We start from the raw sequence: 14,353 nt of genomic DNA, 5'->3' as shown, positions 1-14,353 counted from the left end.
GAGGGTCGGCGGCGATCCGCCGTGCCGCGTGCGGGGCGTCCCGGGTGACCGGGGCGCCCCGGCACGCGCGCGCGACCGTTTGACATCGCGGCGCCCGCGGTCCGACCCTGAGCCTTGGGACCACCGGAGCAGGCGGCGATCGACGCCCGGATCTTGGCCTACTACGGCGAGCAGTTCGACGAGGACGCCCGCCTCACCACGCGGTCCGCGCAGGGTCCGTTGGAGCGTGACCGAACCCAGGACCTCATCCGTCGCCATGTGGCCGGCGGGCGCATCCTCGACGTCGGTGGCGGGACCGGGAGGCACGCGGCGGCCCTCGTCGCCGCCGGGTACGACGTCGAGCTCGTCGATCCCGTGCCCCGTCACGTCGACGCGGCCCGGCGGGCGGGCATCGCCGCGTCCCTCGGCGACGCGCGCGACCTCGCCCGTCCCGACGGCGCCGTCGACGCGGTGCTGCTGCTCGGGCCGCTCTACCACCTGGCCCGGCGCGAGGACCGGCTGCGCGCGCTGCGCGAGGCGCGGCGGGTGACACGCCCCGGCGGCGTCGTCGTCGCGGCCGCCCTGTCCCGGCTCGTCGCCTTCGCGGCGGTCTCGCTCGGTCGCCCGACGCCGGTCCCCTTCCCGGAGGCGTGGGTCCGGCTCCTCGCGGACGGGACGCCGCCCGAGGACCTCCGGTTCCCGGCCGGCCACTTCCACACCGAGGCCGACCTGCGGCTGGAGGTCGAGGACGCGGGGCTCGCCGTGCGTGAGGTCGTCGGCGTCGAGGGTCCGGCCGGACTGTTCCTGGAGACGATCGCGGACGCCGACCCGCGGCTCGCCGACGCCGCCGCGACGCTCGCCGAGGCCGCGGCGACGACCCCGGGGATCCTCGAGCTCAGCGCCCACCTGCTGGCCGTGGCGGTCGTCCCCTGACACGAGGCCCGAGCGGGCGACCGGCCGCGGGGGTCCGCTCCCCGCGGATCGAGCACCGCGCCCGAGGGTCCGCCGACCGACCCGCGCGCATCACCGCAGGTCAGCGGCACGTCTCCGCCGGGCTCCGGCGGTGAGCGGCGGACCGTTCCGCGGGGAGCGGACGGCCGGCGCCGGTCAGCGGACGTGCAGCGCCGGGAACCCCAGCGCGCGCACGTCCTCCACCAGGCCGGCGAACTCCTCGTCCCAGCCCGGCGGGTGCGCGTCGCGCAGGTGCAGCGTGCCCTCGGCGCGCGCCTGCTGGAGCGCGTAGGTCGCGACCCCGGCGTCGCGCAGCTCGCGCGCGAGCCGCAGCGTGTCGACGGCCATCCCCGGCGCGACCGTCGTGCGCACCTCGTATCCGAGCCCGCGCTCGGCCGCCGCGAGGACGAGCCGCAGCGACTCGCCGGCCTTGCGACCGGCGTTCGGGGCGGCCACGACGCCGTCGTACCGCGCGGCCGACGCCTTGACGTCCAGCCCGACCCAGTCGACGTTGTCCAGCAGCGCGGCCAGGCGAGAGGGGTAGGGCCCGGCCGTGTGCAGCCCGACCTCGAACCCGTTCCTCCTGGCCCAGCGCGCGGCCGCGAGCGCCCCGGGCTGACGTGTCGGCTCGCCCCCGGTGAGCACGAGCGCGTCGAGCAGCCCGCGGCGCGACGCGAGCAGGTCGGCGACCTCGGCCCAGGTCACCGACCCGGGCTCCAGGCAGGACTGGAGGTCCGGGTTGTGGCAGTACGTGCACTGCCAGGGGCACCCCTGCAGGAACGCGGTCGCGACGAGCCGGCCGGGCCAGTCGACCGTCGAGAACGGCACGAGCCCGGCGATCTGGAGCGAGTCGAGCAGCACGTCGTCCGGCATCGCGCGCCCGACCGGTCGCGACGCGCGCGCGTCCGGCCGCCCGGCGCGCGTCGCGGGACGCGCACCGGGAGCCGGGCCAACGGAGGCGTCGACGGGGACGGTCATCGCGCGGACCTCACGCGAAGGCGGGCTCGCGGAAGGGCGTGCGCTCCTCGTACTCGCCCTTCTTGCCGATGTTGAACGACTGCACCGGCCGGTGGTAGCCCATGACGCGCGTCCAGACCTCGCACTGGACCTCCTTGCCGTGCGCCTGGCAGGTCGGGCAGACGAGCTGCTCGCCGGCGAGGTAGCCGTGCGTCGGGCAGATGGAGAACGTCGGCGTCACCGTGAGGTAGGGCAGCGCGAACCGCGTGAGCGACCGGCGCACCAGCTCCTTGCACGCATCGGCGGAGCTGACCTGCTCGCCGAGGTAGAGGTGCAGGACCGTGCCGCCCGTGTACTTGCGCTGCAGCTCGTCCTGGAGCTCGAGCGCGTGGAACGGGTCGGTCGTGTGGTCGACGGGGAGCTGGGAGGAGTTCGTGTAGTACGGGTTGGCGTCGGTGCCGGCCTGGAGGATGCCGGGGAACCGCTTGCGGTCCTCCTTCGCGAACCGGTACGTCGCGCCCTCGGCCGGCGTCGCCTCGAGGTTGTACAGGTGCCCGGTCTGCTCCTGGAACTCCACGAGCCGCGCGCGGACGTGGTCGAGGACGCGCAGGACGAGCTCCCGGCCCTCGGGGTCGGTCAGGTCCTTCTCGCCGAGGTAGAAGTTGCGCACCATCTCGTTCATGCCGTTCACGCCGAGCGTCGAGAAGTGGTTCTCGAGCGTGCCGAGGTAGCGGCGGGTCCACGGGTAGAGGCCGCCGTCGATGAGGCCCTGGACGAACACCCGCTTGACCTCGAGGCTGTCCCGGCCGATCTCCAGCAGGCGGTCCAGCTCGGCGAGGAGCCCGGCCTCGTCGGAGGCGAACAGGTAGCCCAGCCGCGCGGTGTTGACCGTCACGACGCCGATCGAGCCCGTCTGCTCGGCCGAGCCGAACAGGCCGTTGCCCCGCTTGAGGAGCTCGCGCAGGTCGAGCTGGAGGCGGCAGCACATCGAGCGGATCATGCCGGGGTCGAGCTCCGAGTTGATGAAGTTCTGGAAGTACGGCAGCCCGTACTTCGCCGTCATGGCCCACAGCCGAGCGGCGTTCTCGCCGTCCCAGTCGAAGTCGCGGGTGATGTTGTAGGTGGGGATCGGGAAGGTGAAGACGCGGCCGTCGGCGTCGCCCTCCGTCATCACCTCGATGTAGGCGCGGTTGATGAGGTCCATCTCCGCCTGCAGCTCGCCGTAGGTGAAGTCCATGACCTCGCCGCCGATGAGCGGACGCTGGTCGGCGAGGTCGGCGGGCGGGTTCCAGTCGAACGTGAGGTTGGTGAACGGGGTCTGCGTCCCCCACCGGGACGGGACGTTGAGGTTGTGGATCATCTCCTGGAGGCACTGCAGGACGTCCTCGTAGGCCATGTCGTCCAGGCGGACGAAGGGCGCGAGGTAGGTGTCGAACGAGCTGAACGCCTGCGCGCCCGCCCACTCGTTCTGCAGCGTGCCGAGGAAGTTGACGATCTGGCCGCACGCGCTCGACAGGTGCTTCGGCGGGCGCGAGGCGATGGCCCCGGCGACACCGCCGAACCCCTCCTCCACCAGCGTGCGCAGGCTCCAGCCGGCGCAGTAGCCCGAGAGCATGTCGAGGTCGTGGATGTGGATGGCTCCCTCGCGGTGGGCGAGGCCGGCCTCGGGGGCGTAGACCCGCTCGAGCCAGTAGTTCGCGACGACCTTGCCGGAGGAGTTGAGGATCATCCCGCCGAGCGAGAACCCCTGGTTGGCGTTGGCGTTGACGCGCCAGTCCGAGCGCTCCAGGTACTCCTCGATGGTGGCGGCTGCGTCGACGGTGGGCATGTCTCTCACTCCTGGGTTCGGGTCGGGTCGGTGCTGGTGATCGGGTGGGCGCCCCGGCGTCCCGGGACGCGAACGTCTCGCCAACAAATCTACGCCGACCACAAGATGATGTGGTGACAACGACGCGCCGACACTAGATCTAGTAGGTCCTGTGATCTATCCCACACTGAAACCGGGACCTTCGACCCGGGTCACGCCGTCCGGGCCGTGCCCGGTGACGCGGCGTCACGACCCGGGGGCCGAGGCCGGACCCGCCTCGATTTCACGATATTGTGAAACCGTGAACCCCACGCAGGCCCCGCTCTACGAGATCAAGGCCAACCTGTTCCGCGCGCTCGCCCACCCCGTCCGGATCCGGGTGCTGGAGCTGCTCGTCGCCTCGACCGGTGAGGTCAGCGTCGCCGACCTGCTCGCCGACCTCGCCGTCAGCCCCTCGCACCTGTCCGGCCACCTCGCCGTGCTCAAGCGCCACGGTGTCGTCGAGTCCCGGCGCGCCGGATCGCACGTCTACTACCGCACGGCGCACCCGGCGGTGGTCGACCTCCTCACGGCGGCGCGCACCTTCCTCCTCGACTCCCTCGCCCGCGGCTCCGACCAGCTCGCCGCCGCCGAGGCCCTGCCGCGCATCGCGCCCGCGTCGTGATGTCCGCCCCGACCCAGACGCGACCGGCGTCGCCCACCACCCCCGCGCGGGCGCGCCGGGTCACCCGGCACCTCGCGGGCCTCCTGCCCGGGCCGGCCGACCTGCGCCCCGTCCGCCGCCACTGGCGCGGCGACCTGCTCGCCGGCGTCACGGTCGGCGTCGTCGCGCTGCCGCTCGCGCTCGCGTTCGGCATCTCCTCCGGGCTCGACGCCTCCGCCGGGATCGTCACGGCGATCGTCGCCGGCCTCGTCGCGGCCGTGTTCGGCGGCTCCAACGTCCAGGTGTCGGGGCCGACCGGTGCCATGGCGGTCATCCTCGCGCCCATCGTCGCGAGCCACGGCGCCGGCGCCGTCGTCGTCATCTCCATCATGGCGGGCCTCGTGCTCGTGGCCGCCGGCCTCCTGCGGCTCGGCCGGGTCGTCGTCTACATCCCGTGGCCGGTGATCGAGGGGTTCACGGCGGGGATCGCGATCATCATCGCCCTGCAGCAGGTGCCCCTCGCGCTCGACGGGCACGCCGACCACGGGGCTCGTCCCCTGGCCGCCGCCGTCGACGTCGCGCGGGGGGCCGACTGGTCGCGGGCGTGGCAGCCGCTCGCCGTGACCGTGGCCGTCGTCGCGCTCGTCGAGGCGCTGCGCCGCTGGCTCCCCCGCGTGCCCGGGGCGCTCGTCGCCGTCGTGCTCGCGACCGCGGTCGCCCAGCTCGCCGGCCTCGACATCGCGCGGATCGGCGCCCTGCCCTCGACGCTGCCCGCACCGCAGCTACCGGCCGTCGACCTCGGCGCACTGCAGCCGCTCGTCGGCCCGGCGCTCGCGGTCGCGGCGCTGGCGGCGATCGAGTCGCTGCTCTCGGCGCGGGTCGCGGCCGGGATGGACCCGCGCACCGGGCGCGTGCTGCCGGACCGCGAGGTCGTCGGCCAGGGGCTCGCGTCCATCGCGTCCGGGCTGTTCGGCGGGATGCCGGCGACCGGCGCGATCGCGCGCACCGCCGTCAACGTCCGGGCCGGGGCACGGTCCCGGCTCGCCTCCGTCACGCACGCCGTGCTGCTCGCCGCCGTCATCGCCGTCGGCGCGGGGCTCGCGGGCGCGATCCCGCTCTCGGCACTGGCCGGGGTGCTCATCTCGACCACGCTCCACATGGTCCGGCCGGCCGAGGTCCGGGCGCTGCTGCGAGTGAGCCGGAGCGCGGCCGCGACGTTCGTCGTCACCATCGCGTGCACGGTGTTCCTCGACCTCATCACGGCCGTCGAGGTCGGCGTGGCGCTGGCGGCGTTCTTCGCGCTGCGCACGCTGTCGCGGACGACGAGCGTCCGGCGCGAGCAGCTTCCGGGACCGGCGCGGCCGGGCGACGAGCAGATCGCGCTGCTCACCGTGTCGGGCTCGCTGTTCTTCGGCGCCGCCGACCGGATCATGGACGACATCGCCGACTCCCGCGCGGTCGTCGTCGTGCTCCGGCTCTCGGCGCTGGGTCTGATGGACCCGACGGGCGCGAGACGCCTCGGCGAGGTGGTGACGCAGCTCGAGGCGCGCGGCGTCACGGTGCTCATCAAGGGCCTGCGGCCCGAGCACGTCGTCGTCGCGGACCGGTCCGGGATGATCGGGTCGCTGCGGTACGCGGCGCACCGGTTCGACACGCTGGAGGACGCCGTCGCCCACGCGCGCGAGCACGTGAGCGGGGCGCACGCCGACGCCGAGGGGTGAGCGCCGAACCGGCTACGCCGGCGCCAGCCCGCGCTCGGCCCAGACCCGCGTCGCGAGCGTCGGCACGTCGGTCACGATGCCGTCGATCCCCAGGTCGAGCAGCCGGTGCATCTCGGCGGGGTCGTTGACCGTCCAGACGTGGACGACGTGCCCGGCGGAGTGGGCGGCGTCGACGAACTTCGCCGTCACGACCGGGATCCCGCGGAAGGTCAGCGGGACCTGGATGGCGCGCGGCGAGCCGGCGTAGCGCCCGACGGACGCGAGCACCGCCGCCCGTCCGGGCAGGTGGGTCCAGGCGAGCAGGCGGGCGACGTCCGCCATCCCGACGCCGATCATCGCCTTCTCCTGGGTCACCCGGGCCATCGTGGCGACGCGACGCGCGGAGAACGCGGTGAGGCAGACGCGGCGCGTCGCTCCGGCCTCGCGGACGTCGCGCAGCAGGGGCGCCACGACCTCGTCCGTCTTGGCGTCGATGTTGACGACGAGCCGCGGGTAGCTCTCGAGCAGGTCGCGCAGCAGCATGGGCGCGGCGCCGTCGGTGTCGCGCATCTCGGACAGCTCGTCCCACGGGACGGAGGAGACGTTGCGCGGGTCGCCGTAGAGCCGCGACAGCGTCTCGTCGTGGGCGAGGACGGGGTAGCCGTCGAGGGTGTGCCGCACGTCCGTCTCGAGGACGCCGACGCCGAGGTCGACCATCCGGTCGAAGGCCTCCCGCGAGTTCTCGGGGAGCTCGGCGAGCCCACCACGGTGGGCCAGGACGACGGGGTGGCCGATCTCATAGACGGCACGGCCGCCGGGACGCTCTCGATTCACACTCACAGCCTCTCTCGTGCTAGAGTAATTCTCCGTTGAGCGCGCCGGTCACCCGGAAGTTCACGAGCACCTCTAGCTCAATTGGCAGAGCAACTGACTCTTAATCAGTGGGTTCTGGGTTCGAGTCCCAGGGGGTGTACAGCAGGGCCCCGGCTCGCGGAGACGCGAACCGGGGCCCTTGTCGTGTTCCCGGTCGCGGCGGCGACCGGGCCGGACGCGCGAGGCGACGCGGAGCCGTTACGGTGGGCCGGTGAGCACCGTCGCACCCACGCCCCGCATCGCACTCGTCACGAGCGCCGACCTGCCCGAGGGCGAGCCCGAGGACCGCGCCCTTCTCGTCGCGCTCGCCGAGCGCGGCGCGACCGCCTCGATCGAGGTGTGGGAGGACGACGGTGTCGACTGGTCGTCGTTCGACCTCGTCGTGCTGCGCTCGGTCTGGGACTACTCCGAGCGCCGCGACGCCTTCCTCGCCTGGGCCGCGACGGTGCCGACGCTGCGCAACCCGCTCAACGTCGTGCGGTGGAACAGCGACAAGCACTACCTCGCGGCGCTGGCCGAGGCCGGGCTGCCGGTCGTCGAGACGCTCTGGCTGGAGCCGACCCGCACCTACGCCAAGCGCGACCTGCACAACCGGTTCCCCGCCCGCGAGGACTTCGTGGTCAAGCCGGCCATCTCGGCCGGGTCGGCTGACACCGGGCGATACACGTCGACCGACGCCGACTCGCGGCGGATGGCGATCGCCCACGCGCACCGGCTGCTGAACGAGCACCGCACCGTCCTCGTCCAGCGCTACATGCCCGAGATCGACACGTTCGGCGAGAGCTCGCTCGTGTTCCTCCACGGCGAGTACTCCCACGCGATCCACAAGGGCGCGATGCTCGTGGGCGAGGAGTCGGCCGACGAGAGCGTCTACACGCGGGAGACGATGCAGCCGTGGCAGCCGTCGGAGCTCGAGATCCGGACGGCCAGCGAGATCCTCACGACCGTGCGCAAGCTCATCCCGGGTCGGTCGCTGCAGTCCCGGCCGTTGCTCTACGCCCGGATCGACCTCGTGGTGCGCGGCGACCAGGAGCCGCTGCTCATGGAGCTCGAGCTCATCGAGCCGGCGCTGTACACGCCCCTCGGGCCGGGGTCGCTGGACCGGTTCGCGTCCGCGATCCTGCGCGAGGTCGCGTTCGGCGCCGACCCGAAGAACGACAGCAACGCGGTCTGAGCCGGTCGGCGCCCGCGGCCGTCGGCGACCCGGGCCGGACGCGCCCGTCCGACGGCCTGACTAGGGTGGCGGGGTGACAACGCACCACGCGACCGACGTCGACCCCATCGTCTGGATCGACTGCGAGATGACGGGCCTGGACTCGAAGAACGACGCGCTCGTCGAGGTCGCGGTCATCGTGACCGACTCCGACCTCACGCCGCTCGGCGACGGGATCGACCTCGTCATCGCTCCCCCGCCCGGTGTGGTCGAGCGGATGAACGACGTCGTCCGGGAGATGCACACGACGTCCGGCCTCATCGACGAGCTGGCCGACGGCATCTCGATGGAGGAGGCGCGCGAGCGCGTCATGACCTACGTCAAGCAGTACGTGCCCGAGGCGCGCAAGGCGCCGCTCGCCGGCAACTCGATCGGGACCGACAAGGTCTTCCTCGAGCGCGAGATGCCCGAGCTCATCGCGCACCTGCACTACCGGGTCATCGACGTGTCGTCGATCAAGGAGCTCGCGCGCCGCTGGTACCCGCGCGCCTACTTCGCCTCGCCGCGCAAGAACGGGGGCCACCGGGCGCTCGCCGACATCGCGGAGTCGATCGACGAGCTGCGCTACTACCGCGCCGCCCTCTTCCCCGACGGTGACGGGCCGACCACGCTCGACCTGCGCAAGAAGGCGGCCCTCGTCGCCGCGGCGCCGACGTCGGCCGTCGTCGGGAGCGCCGAGGTGGTGGCGGTCGAGGAGAGCTGACCGCACGCCGATGTACGCCACGACCGTCACCCGGCACCTGCGGGCACCACGCACCGCGGTCTACCGGGCGCTGATCGATCCGGTCGCGATCGCGACCTGGCGGGTCCCGGACGGCATGACCGGACGGGTGCACGAGCTCGACGCCCGCGAGGGTGGCCGGTTCCGCATCTCGCTCAGCTACGACGCGGCGGACGGCGCCGGCAAGACGGACGCCGGGACCGACACCTACCACGGGACCTTCGTCAGGCTCGTGCCCGACAAGATGGTGGTCGAGACCGCGGAGTTCGAGTCCGACGACGCGAGCCTCCGGGGCACGATGACCATGACGACGACCCTCACCGACGCGGACGGCGGGACGGACGTCACGATCCGGCACGAGGGCATCCCCGACGTCATCCCCGCGGCAGACAACGAGGCCGGCACCCGGATGGCCCTCGACAACCTCGCCCGCCTCGTCGAGGGGCCTCGGTCCGGGTCCCGCACCGGGGGACGAGGGCCATCGGCGACCGGGAACCGGTAGCGGACGACCCCGTCGTGCGGGTCGAGACGCTCAGCCCGTGCACGACCCGCCGCTCACGTCCAACCTGCTCCGCGAGCCCGGCCGGACGTGTCGAACGCGCCGTGCCGCACCGACGACGACCGGCCGGCGCTCACGGCGCGGACCAGTCGCCGTAGCGCGCCCACGTGTCCGTGAGGGTGACGGCCCCGCCCGCGCTCGCCCTCGCGAGCCCGACGCGGCGAGGGCGGCCGGTCCGCCTCTCCTCGTCCGCCCTGTCGAGCCGCCGTCGAGCCGCCATCGAGCCCCGGCGACCGACCGAGGCGGGAGCGGCTCCGACCCGCGCGACTATGGTTGGTATACCAAACCGTCGGAACGGAGCCAGCCGTGAAGCGCCCCCGCATGCTCGTCGCCCTCGTCGCCGTCGCCGCGGCGTCGAGTCTCGCCTCGTGCGTGGGTGGACCGGACGACTCACCGTCTCCCAGCGCCCCGAGGAGCGTCATGCCAGCACCCCACGAGTCCGGCCCCAGCGCCGAGGCCGCCGCGACGCAGGACCTGCTCGACCAGCGGCTGCGCGAGGCCGCCTGGGCGAACGACGTCCCGCGCGCCCGCGAGCTCGTCGAGCTGGGAGCCGACGTCAACGCCACGGACTCGACGCAGCAGTCCGCCTACCTGATCGCCACGAGCGAGGGGTACCTCGAGCTGCTCCGGCTCACGCTGGCGAACGGCGCCCAGGTCGACGACAGGGACAGCTGGAACGGCACCGGACTGATCCGCGCGGCCGAGCGGGGCCACGACCTCGTCGTCGGCGAGCTGCTCCGCGCGGACATCGATCGCGACCACGTGAACCGCATCGGCTACCAGGCGATCCACGAGGCGGTCTGGCTCGGCCAGGACACGGACGACTACGCCGCGACCCTGCGCGTCCTCATCGCGGGTGGGGTGGAGCTCGACCGGCCGTCGGGGAGCGAGCGGCTCACCCCGCTCCAGATGGCCGGCGAGCGGGGCTACGACGGGCTGGAGCGAGTCCTGCTACGCGCGGCCGACGCCGGCGAGATCGCGCGACCGGACGCCGAGCTCCTCGCCGCGGCGGCGAGCGGCGACGCCGACGGCGTGGCACTCGCACTGCGGGCTGGTGCGGACCCGGAGGCGCGCGACGCGCAGGGCCGCACCGCCCTGCTGCTCGCGGCCGCTGAGGATCACGTCGCGACGGCGCGGCTGCTCGTCGCGATGGGCGCGTCGCCCGACGCGCTGGACGATCGGCACGACACCCCGTGGCTCGTCACCGGCGTCACCGGCAGCGTGGAGATGCTGGAGACGCTGCTCCCGGCCGACCCCGACATGTCGATCCGCAACCGCTTCGGCGGCATCGCGGTGATCCCCGCCAGCGAGCGCGGCCACGTCGACTACGTGCGACGCGTCGTGGCGACCGGGATCGATGTGGACCACGTCAACGACCTGGGCTGGACCGCGCTGCTGGAGGCCGTCATCCTCGGCGACGGCGGGCCGGACCACCAGGAGATCGTCCGGATCCTGCTCGACGCGGGTGCCGACCCGTCGATCGCCGACCGCGACGGCGTCACGGCCCTGGAGCACGCACGCGAGCGCGGCTACACCGAGATCGCCGCGCTGCTGGAGGCCCAGGACGGCTGAACCCGGCCCGCGCATCCGGGGGCGGCGACGGCCCTCCTGCCACGCCGGCAAGACAAAGGGCGAGTACGGCGGGGAAAAGAGGCCGATCCGGGGCCGCGTCACCACGGACAGAGTCTCCAGCAAGCGGCGGAACCCGAACCCATTACTCATGCGACGTGGGGACGCACGCCACGCTGCAAGATGGACCGCGGCTGCGCATCCTGGGCTGACTAGCTACCCGACCGTTCGACCCCGGACGCCTTCCCGAGGGCCTTCGCTGACTCCTCGACCACCTTGGACAGGTCCAGCGACGTCACGTCCGCGGCGTGCTTTGCCGCGTCGCGGTTGGCGAAGCGCGAGAGCACGTTCTTGACGAGAACGGCGTCACCGACTTGAACCCGGGCCGCCTTTCGAACGTCGTCGTCAGCGTCTGCGTAGAACGGGGCGAGGGCCTGCAACGAGAGAGCGACGTCCTCCGAGGTGTCAGACTCTCGGAAGTGTCGACTGGACTCGCGCAAGAGTAGCCCACCGAACGCACCGACCACGACGGCGATACTGGCACGGAGGATGCCGTCCCCGATCGTCAAGTCGAACTCGTTGCGAATTGCCTCAGACACGATGAACCACCCAACCGCCACGGCTACCAGGAAGGCTCCCACGGCCCCCGCCCGCATCCACTGCGCTGCTCGACGCTCACGCTTCGCACGCCCCATCCAGTCGGCAGCGCTCAGGGATCCCGCCGCGTGCTCTGCAAGCGATCTTCCCGCCTTAGCGGTCGCGGCGAGGCCCGCGACGTGTTCCACGGCTTCCTCATTGTGCCCAGCGTATGCCTCGTCGGCCTTCGCCTTCCACTCCGCCAGAGTCACAGTCCACTCAGTAGCGATCTTCGAGGCGGCTTCGGCTCGCACAGTCTCGATCGCGGCTCGCTCGTTGGCCACTTGGTTCCGAAGAGACTCGATCTCTGCATTGAGACGAGCCACCTCAGCTTGACGCTTGGTCAGAGCGTCCTCTGTCTTTCTGATCGATTCGCGGAACTCTCTGAGCAGAGTGTTACGGGCATCCACTTCCTGATCCAGCAGGAGTATATAGCTGGCAGCGAGGTCCTTCGGCGGTGGCAGCGGCAGCAGCCGAAGCGCCTGCTCGAGGCCCTGGATTCTCGGAGGGTTGTACATACGAACTACACCGACGTGGGCGGCGAACTCACTCGTAGTGACCGGCAACGCGTTCAGCTCCGCACTTACCTGGTCCAGTATGCCAAGGTAGAGCGCTGGTACTCTCGTTTCTCGAGTCTTCGCAGCTTCAGTGAGCCACTCGACAACGTCCTTGCGCCATTGCTCCGACTCGGCACTGTCAAACCTTGCGGCGGCCAGCGCCTCCTTCTTTAGTTTCAACGTCTCCCACACGGGATGCCCCCGGTACCGCTCGCTTGCTGTGCTCATCCTCGCTGCCGGACTCCTCGGTTGTCGCGCACGATGGTGGTTCCGCCCATCATGGACCACGATCACACACGCAGCGCCTCGTTCGAGGGACACCGCAGGTGATAGACGCCTCGCCCTACCTGGCACTTCCTCGTACTTACGAGGCGCCCGGGCATGCCTTACTCATGCGGGTCCAGGCCCGGCGTACCGGCTGCTGAGGTCCCAGAAGATGTCCTCGCTCTCGCGGGCGGGAATGAGCCCGTCGGGAGAGAGGTGGTCGGGGTGAAGGGTCGCGTAGTGGTCGGTGCACCAGATTTGGAGCGCCAAGGAGACCGGTGCGGAGGGTGTGGCGAGCCTCGCTGAGGCTCAGATCACGGATCATCGCGAGAACCGGACCCGCCAGCTCTTCGAGCCGTCGCTTCGGGTGCGCGTTGCGATGCTTGCCATGTCGTCCGAGTCCGTTCCGTGCCATCCCGTATTACCGGGGACCGTAACTGTCGGCTCCGACATCTACCCTGACCTGGGCGTTTGCCCAGGTCAGGGGCCTACTTTATTGGGGTGAGTAACGGGACTTGAACCCGCGACCCCCTGGACCACAACCAGGTGCTCTACCAGCTGAGCTATACCCACCATCGCACCACGTCGCACCGTCCTCCCGGAGGCGGCGGCGCTGTAGTGCCGATCTAGCATAGCCGATCCGGACCCGTGCCTCCGCCTCCCCGCAGCCGCGGCGGGACGCGGCGGAGAGGCCGCCGGCGGACGCCCCGGACGGACCCATTCGTGAGACCGACGTGACCGCTCGTGCCCGGTAGGGCAAGATCGACCGGGGCACGCACGGCGCGCCTCGCGCACGACACGGCAGTGCGCCGACCCCATGACCGAGGAGCATCCCGATGGCCACGCTCACGGTGGGCGACGTCGCCCCCGAGTTCACCCTTCCGACCGCAGGCGGGGACGAGGTGAGCCTCGCCGAGCTGCGCACGCGGGCGCCCAAGGGCGTCATCGTCTACTTCTACCCCGCCGCCGGCACGCCGGGCTGCACCACCCAGGCCTGCGACTTCAAGGACTCCTACGCCTCGCTCGAGCGGGCCGGCTACACGGTCGTCGGCATCTCGCCGGACACGATCGAGAAGCTCGACTCGTTCGTCGAGCGCGAGGGGCTGCCGTTCATCGTCGCGTCCGACCCCGACAAGAAGGTCCTCGAGGCCTACGGCGCGTGGGGCGAGAAGAAGCTCTACGGCAAGCTCGTCGTCGGCGTCATCCGCTCGACGTTCGTCGTCGAGCCCGACGGGACGATCGGTCTCGCGCAGTACAACGTCCGCGCGACCGGCCACGTCGCGAAGCTGAAGCGGGACCTCGGGCTGGCCTGACGCCGCAGCCGCGCCCGACGCTCCGCCGACTACGCTGGGCTGGCACTCGCGCGAGTGGCGGAATTGGCAGACGCGCTGGATTTAGGTTCCAGTGTCCTCGGACGTAGGGGTTCAAGTCCCCTCTCGCGCACCACCCGCTGGACGGTGACCGGCCCGGCGCGTCGGCACCGTGGCCACCGCAGGACCGTGTGTCGGGAGCGACCCGGCTCGGAGGTGGACGCGGCGAGGCCCGCGGTCACCGTCTGACCGGGTCGTTGCGGCGATCCGGCGCTGGTGTGGCCACGGCGCCACGGAGCGCCCGACCGGCAACCCCCGACCCGCCCCCGCGTCGGCACGAGCTGTCCGGTCATCGCCGCGAGTGCCACCGCGAACCCGACGAGCTGCACCGGCGTCAGCGCCTCCCCCGCCACGACCGTGCCGACGACGGCCGCCACGAGCGGCGGGAGCAGCCCGAGCAGCGCCCCACCCGCGTCGAGCACGGCCGCCACGAGCGACTTCAACGCCTCGCCCGCCGTGCGGGCCTTCCTCGACGTCCTCGACGCCGCCCGCGCCAGCGACGCGGGCGGTACCAACGACGCGGACACGCCCTAGCTCTCTCGACCCGACGGCGG

Annotated in this window: 13 protein-coding genes and 3 tRNA genes; 11 read left to right on the top strand and 5 right to left on the bottom strand. The window is 72.1% G+C overall.

Translation table 11 applies throughout. The annotated features are described in order from the left end of the window. The first annotated feature begins 114 nt into the window (after nt 1-114). The gene (locus EDD28_RS11330; RefSeq protein ID WP_211339171.1) at nt 115-912 is read left to right on the top strand and encodes a class I SAM-dependent methyltransferase; all 798 of its coding nucleotides are present in this window, start codon (nt 115-117) and stop codon (nt 910-912) included. 174 nt (nt 913-1,086) lie between these two features. On the opposite strand, the gene EDD28_RS11325 is transcribed toward EDD28_RS11330, so the two are convergent. Both EDD28_RS11325 and EDD28_RS11320 read right to left on the bottom strand, forming a co-directional pair. After that, nucleotides 1,087-1,908 carry an anaerobic ribonucleoside-triphosphate reductase activating protein gene (locus EDD28_RS11325; protein WP_123739691.1) on the bottom strand — a complete coding sequence of 274 codons (822 nt, stop codon included), beginning with the start codon at nt 1,906-1,908 and terminating at the stop codon, nt 1,087-1,089. Nucleotides 1,909-1,918: 10 nt separating this feature from the next. Next, the gene (locus tag EDD28_RS11320) at nt 1,919-3,715 is read right to left on the bottom strand and encodes a ribonucleoside triphosphate reductase (protein ID WP_123739690.1); all 1,797 of its coding nucleotides are present in this window, start codon (nt 3,713-3,715) and stop codon (nt 1,919-1,921) included. Nucleotides 3,716-3,995: 280 nt separating this feature from the next. On the opposite strand from EDD28_RS11320, the gene EDD28_RS11315 reads away from it, so the two are divergent. Beyond that, nucleotides 3,996-4,358, top strand: a complete 363-nt coding sequence (locus tag EDD28_RS11315) for an ArsR/SmtB family transcription factor (RefSeq protein WP_123739689.1) — start codon at nt 3,996-3,998, stop codon at nt 4,356-4,358. After that, on the top strand, nt 4,358-6,058 hold the full coding sequence (locus EDD28_RS11310; protein WP_123739688.1) for a SulP family inorganic anion transporter: 1,701 nt from the start codon (nt 4,358-4,360) through the stop codon (nt 6,056-6,058). The genes EDD28_RS11315 and EDD28_RS11310 overlap by 1 nt, the downstream gene beginning before the upstream one ends. A gap of 12 nt (nt 6,059-6,070) precedes the next feature. On the opposite strand, the gene EDD28_RS11305 is transcribed toward EDD28_RS11310, so the two are convergent. After that, nucleotides 6,071-6,877: a glycerophosphodiester phosphodiesterase family protein gene (locus tag EDD28_RS11305; RefSeq protein WP_123739687.1), complete on the bottom strand. Its 807-nt coding sequence runs from the start codon at nt 6,875-6,877 to the stop codon at nt 6,071-6,073. Between the two features lie 60 nt (nt 6,878-6,937). Here EDD28_RS11305 and EDD28_RS11300 point away from each other — a divergent pair. The 5 genes from EDD28_RS11300 (at nt 6,938) to EDD28_RS11280 (ending at nt 10,975) form a co-directional block, all read left to right on the top strand. Next, nucleotides 6,938-7,010 (top strand) — tRNA-Lys (locus tag EDD28_RS11300). 111 nt (nt 7,011-7,121) lie between these two features. After that, nucleotides 7,122-8,084 carry an ATP-grasp domain-containing protein gene (locus tag EDD28_RS11295; protein WP_123739686.1) on the top strand — a complete coding sequence of 321 codons (963 nt, stop codon included), beginning with the start codon at nt 7,122-7,124 and terminating at the stop codon, nt 8,082-8,084. Between the two features lie 127 nt (nt 8,085-8,211). After that, complete coding sequence (gene orn, locus EDD28_RS11290) at nt 8,212-8,826, top strand: oligoribonuclease (protein WP_123740073.1); 615 nt, start codon at nt 8,212-8,214, stop codon at nt 8,824-8,826. Nucleotides 8,827-8,836: 10 nt separating this feature from the next. Further along, complete coding sequence (locus EDD28_RS11285) at nt 8,837-9,346, top strand: SRPBCC domain-containing protein (RefSeq protein WP_123739685.1); 510 nt, start codon at nt 8,837-8,839, stop codon at nt 9,344-9,346. A 477-nt stretch (nt 9,347-9,823) separates the two neighbouring features. Continuing rightward, nucleotides 9,824-10,975, top strand: a complete 1,152-nt coding sequence (locus tag EDD28_RS11280) for an ankyrin repeat domain-containing protein (RefSeq protein WP_123740072.1) — start codon at nt 9,824-9,826, stop codon at nt 10,973-10,975. Between the two features lie 209 nt (nt 10,976-11,184). On the opposite strand, the gene EDD28_RS11275 is transcribed toward EDD28_RS11280, so the two are convergent. Next, the gene (locus EDD28_RS11275) at nt 11,185-12,393 is read right to left on the bottom strand and encodes a YrzE family protein (RefSeq protein WP_148059600.1); all 1,209 of its coding nucleotides are present in this window, start codon (nt 12,391-12,393) and stop codon (nt 11,185-11,187) included. 533 nt (nt 12,394-12,926) lie between these two features. After that, nucleotides 12,927-13,002 (bottom strand) — tRNA-His (locus tag EDD28_RS11270). Nucleotides 13,003-13,265: 263 nt separating this feature from the next. Between EDD28_RS11270 and bcp the strand changes: the two genes are divergently transcribed. The 3 genes from bcp (at nt 13,266) to EDD28_RS17390 (ending at nt 14,333) form a co-directional block, all read left to right on the top strand. Continuing rightward, complete coding sequence (gene bcp, locus EDD28_RS11265; RefSeq protein ID WP_123739683.1) at nt 13,266-13,742, top strand: thioredoxin-dependent thiol peroxidase; 477 nt, start codon at nt 13,266-13,268, stop codon at nt 13,740-13,742. A 48-nt stretch (nt 13,743-13,790) separates the two neighbouring features. Then, nucleotides 13,791-13,875, top strand: a tRNA-Leu gene (locus EDD28_RS11260). 281 nt (nt 13,876-14,156) lie between these two features. Continuing rightward, on the top strand, nt 14,157-14,333 hold the full coding sequence (locus EDD28_RS17390; RefSeq protein ID WP_170169443.1) for a hypothetical protein: 177 nt from the start codon (nt 14,157-14,159) through the stop codon (nt 14,331-14,333). The last annotated feature ends 20 nt before the right edge of the window (nt 14,334-14,353 follow it).

This window comes from Salana multivorans (assembly GCF_003751805.1).
In the GTDB taxonomy this organism is placed as follows: Bacteria; Actinomycetota; Actinomycetes; order Actinomycetales; family Beutenbergiaceae; genus Salana; species Salana multivorans.
This window is presented reverse-complemented; position numbering and strand designations above follow the sequence as displayed.

What these genes read in the sequence shown, in the direction of transcription:
- EDD28_RS11325 (WP_123739691.1), bottom strand. Translation starts at nt 1,908, where the DNA reads ATGACCGTCCCCGTCGACGCCTCCGTTGGCCCGGCTCCCGGTGCGCGT.
- EDD28_RS11320 (WP_123739690.1), bottom strand. Translation starts at nt 3,715, where the DNA reads ATGCCCACCGTCGACGCAGCCGCCACCATCGAGGAGTACCTGGAGCGC.
- EDD28_RS11310 (WP_123739688.1), top strand. Translation starts at nt 4,358, where the DNA reads ATGTCCGCCCCGACCCAGACGCGACCGGCGTCGCCCACCACCCCCGCG.
- orn (WP_123740073.1), top strand. Translation starts at nt 8,212, where the DNA reads ATGACGGGCCTGGACTCGAAGAACGACGCGCTCGTCGAGGTCGCGGTC.
- EDD28_RS11285 (WP_123739685.1), top strand. Translation starts at nt 8,837, where the DNA reads ATGTACGCCACGACCGTCACCCGGCACCTGCGGGCACCACGCACCGCG.
- EDD28_RS11280 (WP_123740072.1), top strand. Translation starts at nt 9,824, where the DNA reads ATGCCAGCACCCCACGAGTCCGGCCCCAGCGCCGAGGCCGCCGCGACG.
- EDD28_RS11275 (WP_148059600.1), bottom strand. Translation starts at nt 12,393, where the DNA reads ATGAGCACAGCAAGCGAGCGGTACCGGGGGCATCCCGTGTGGGAGACG.
- bcp (WP_123739683.1), top strand. Translation starts at nt 13,266, where the DNA reads ATGGCCACGCTCACGGTGGGCGACGTCGCCCCCGAGTTCACCCTTCCG.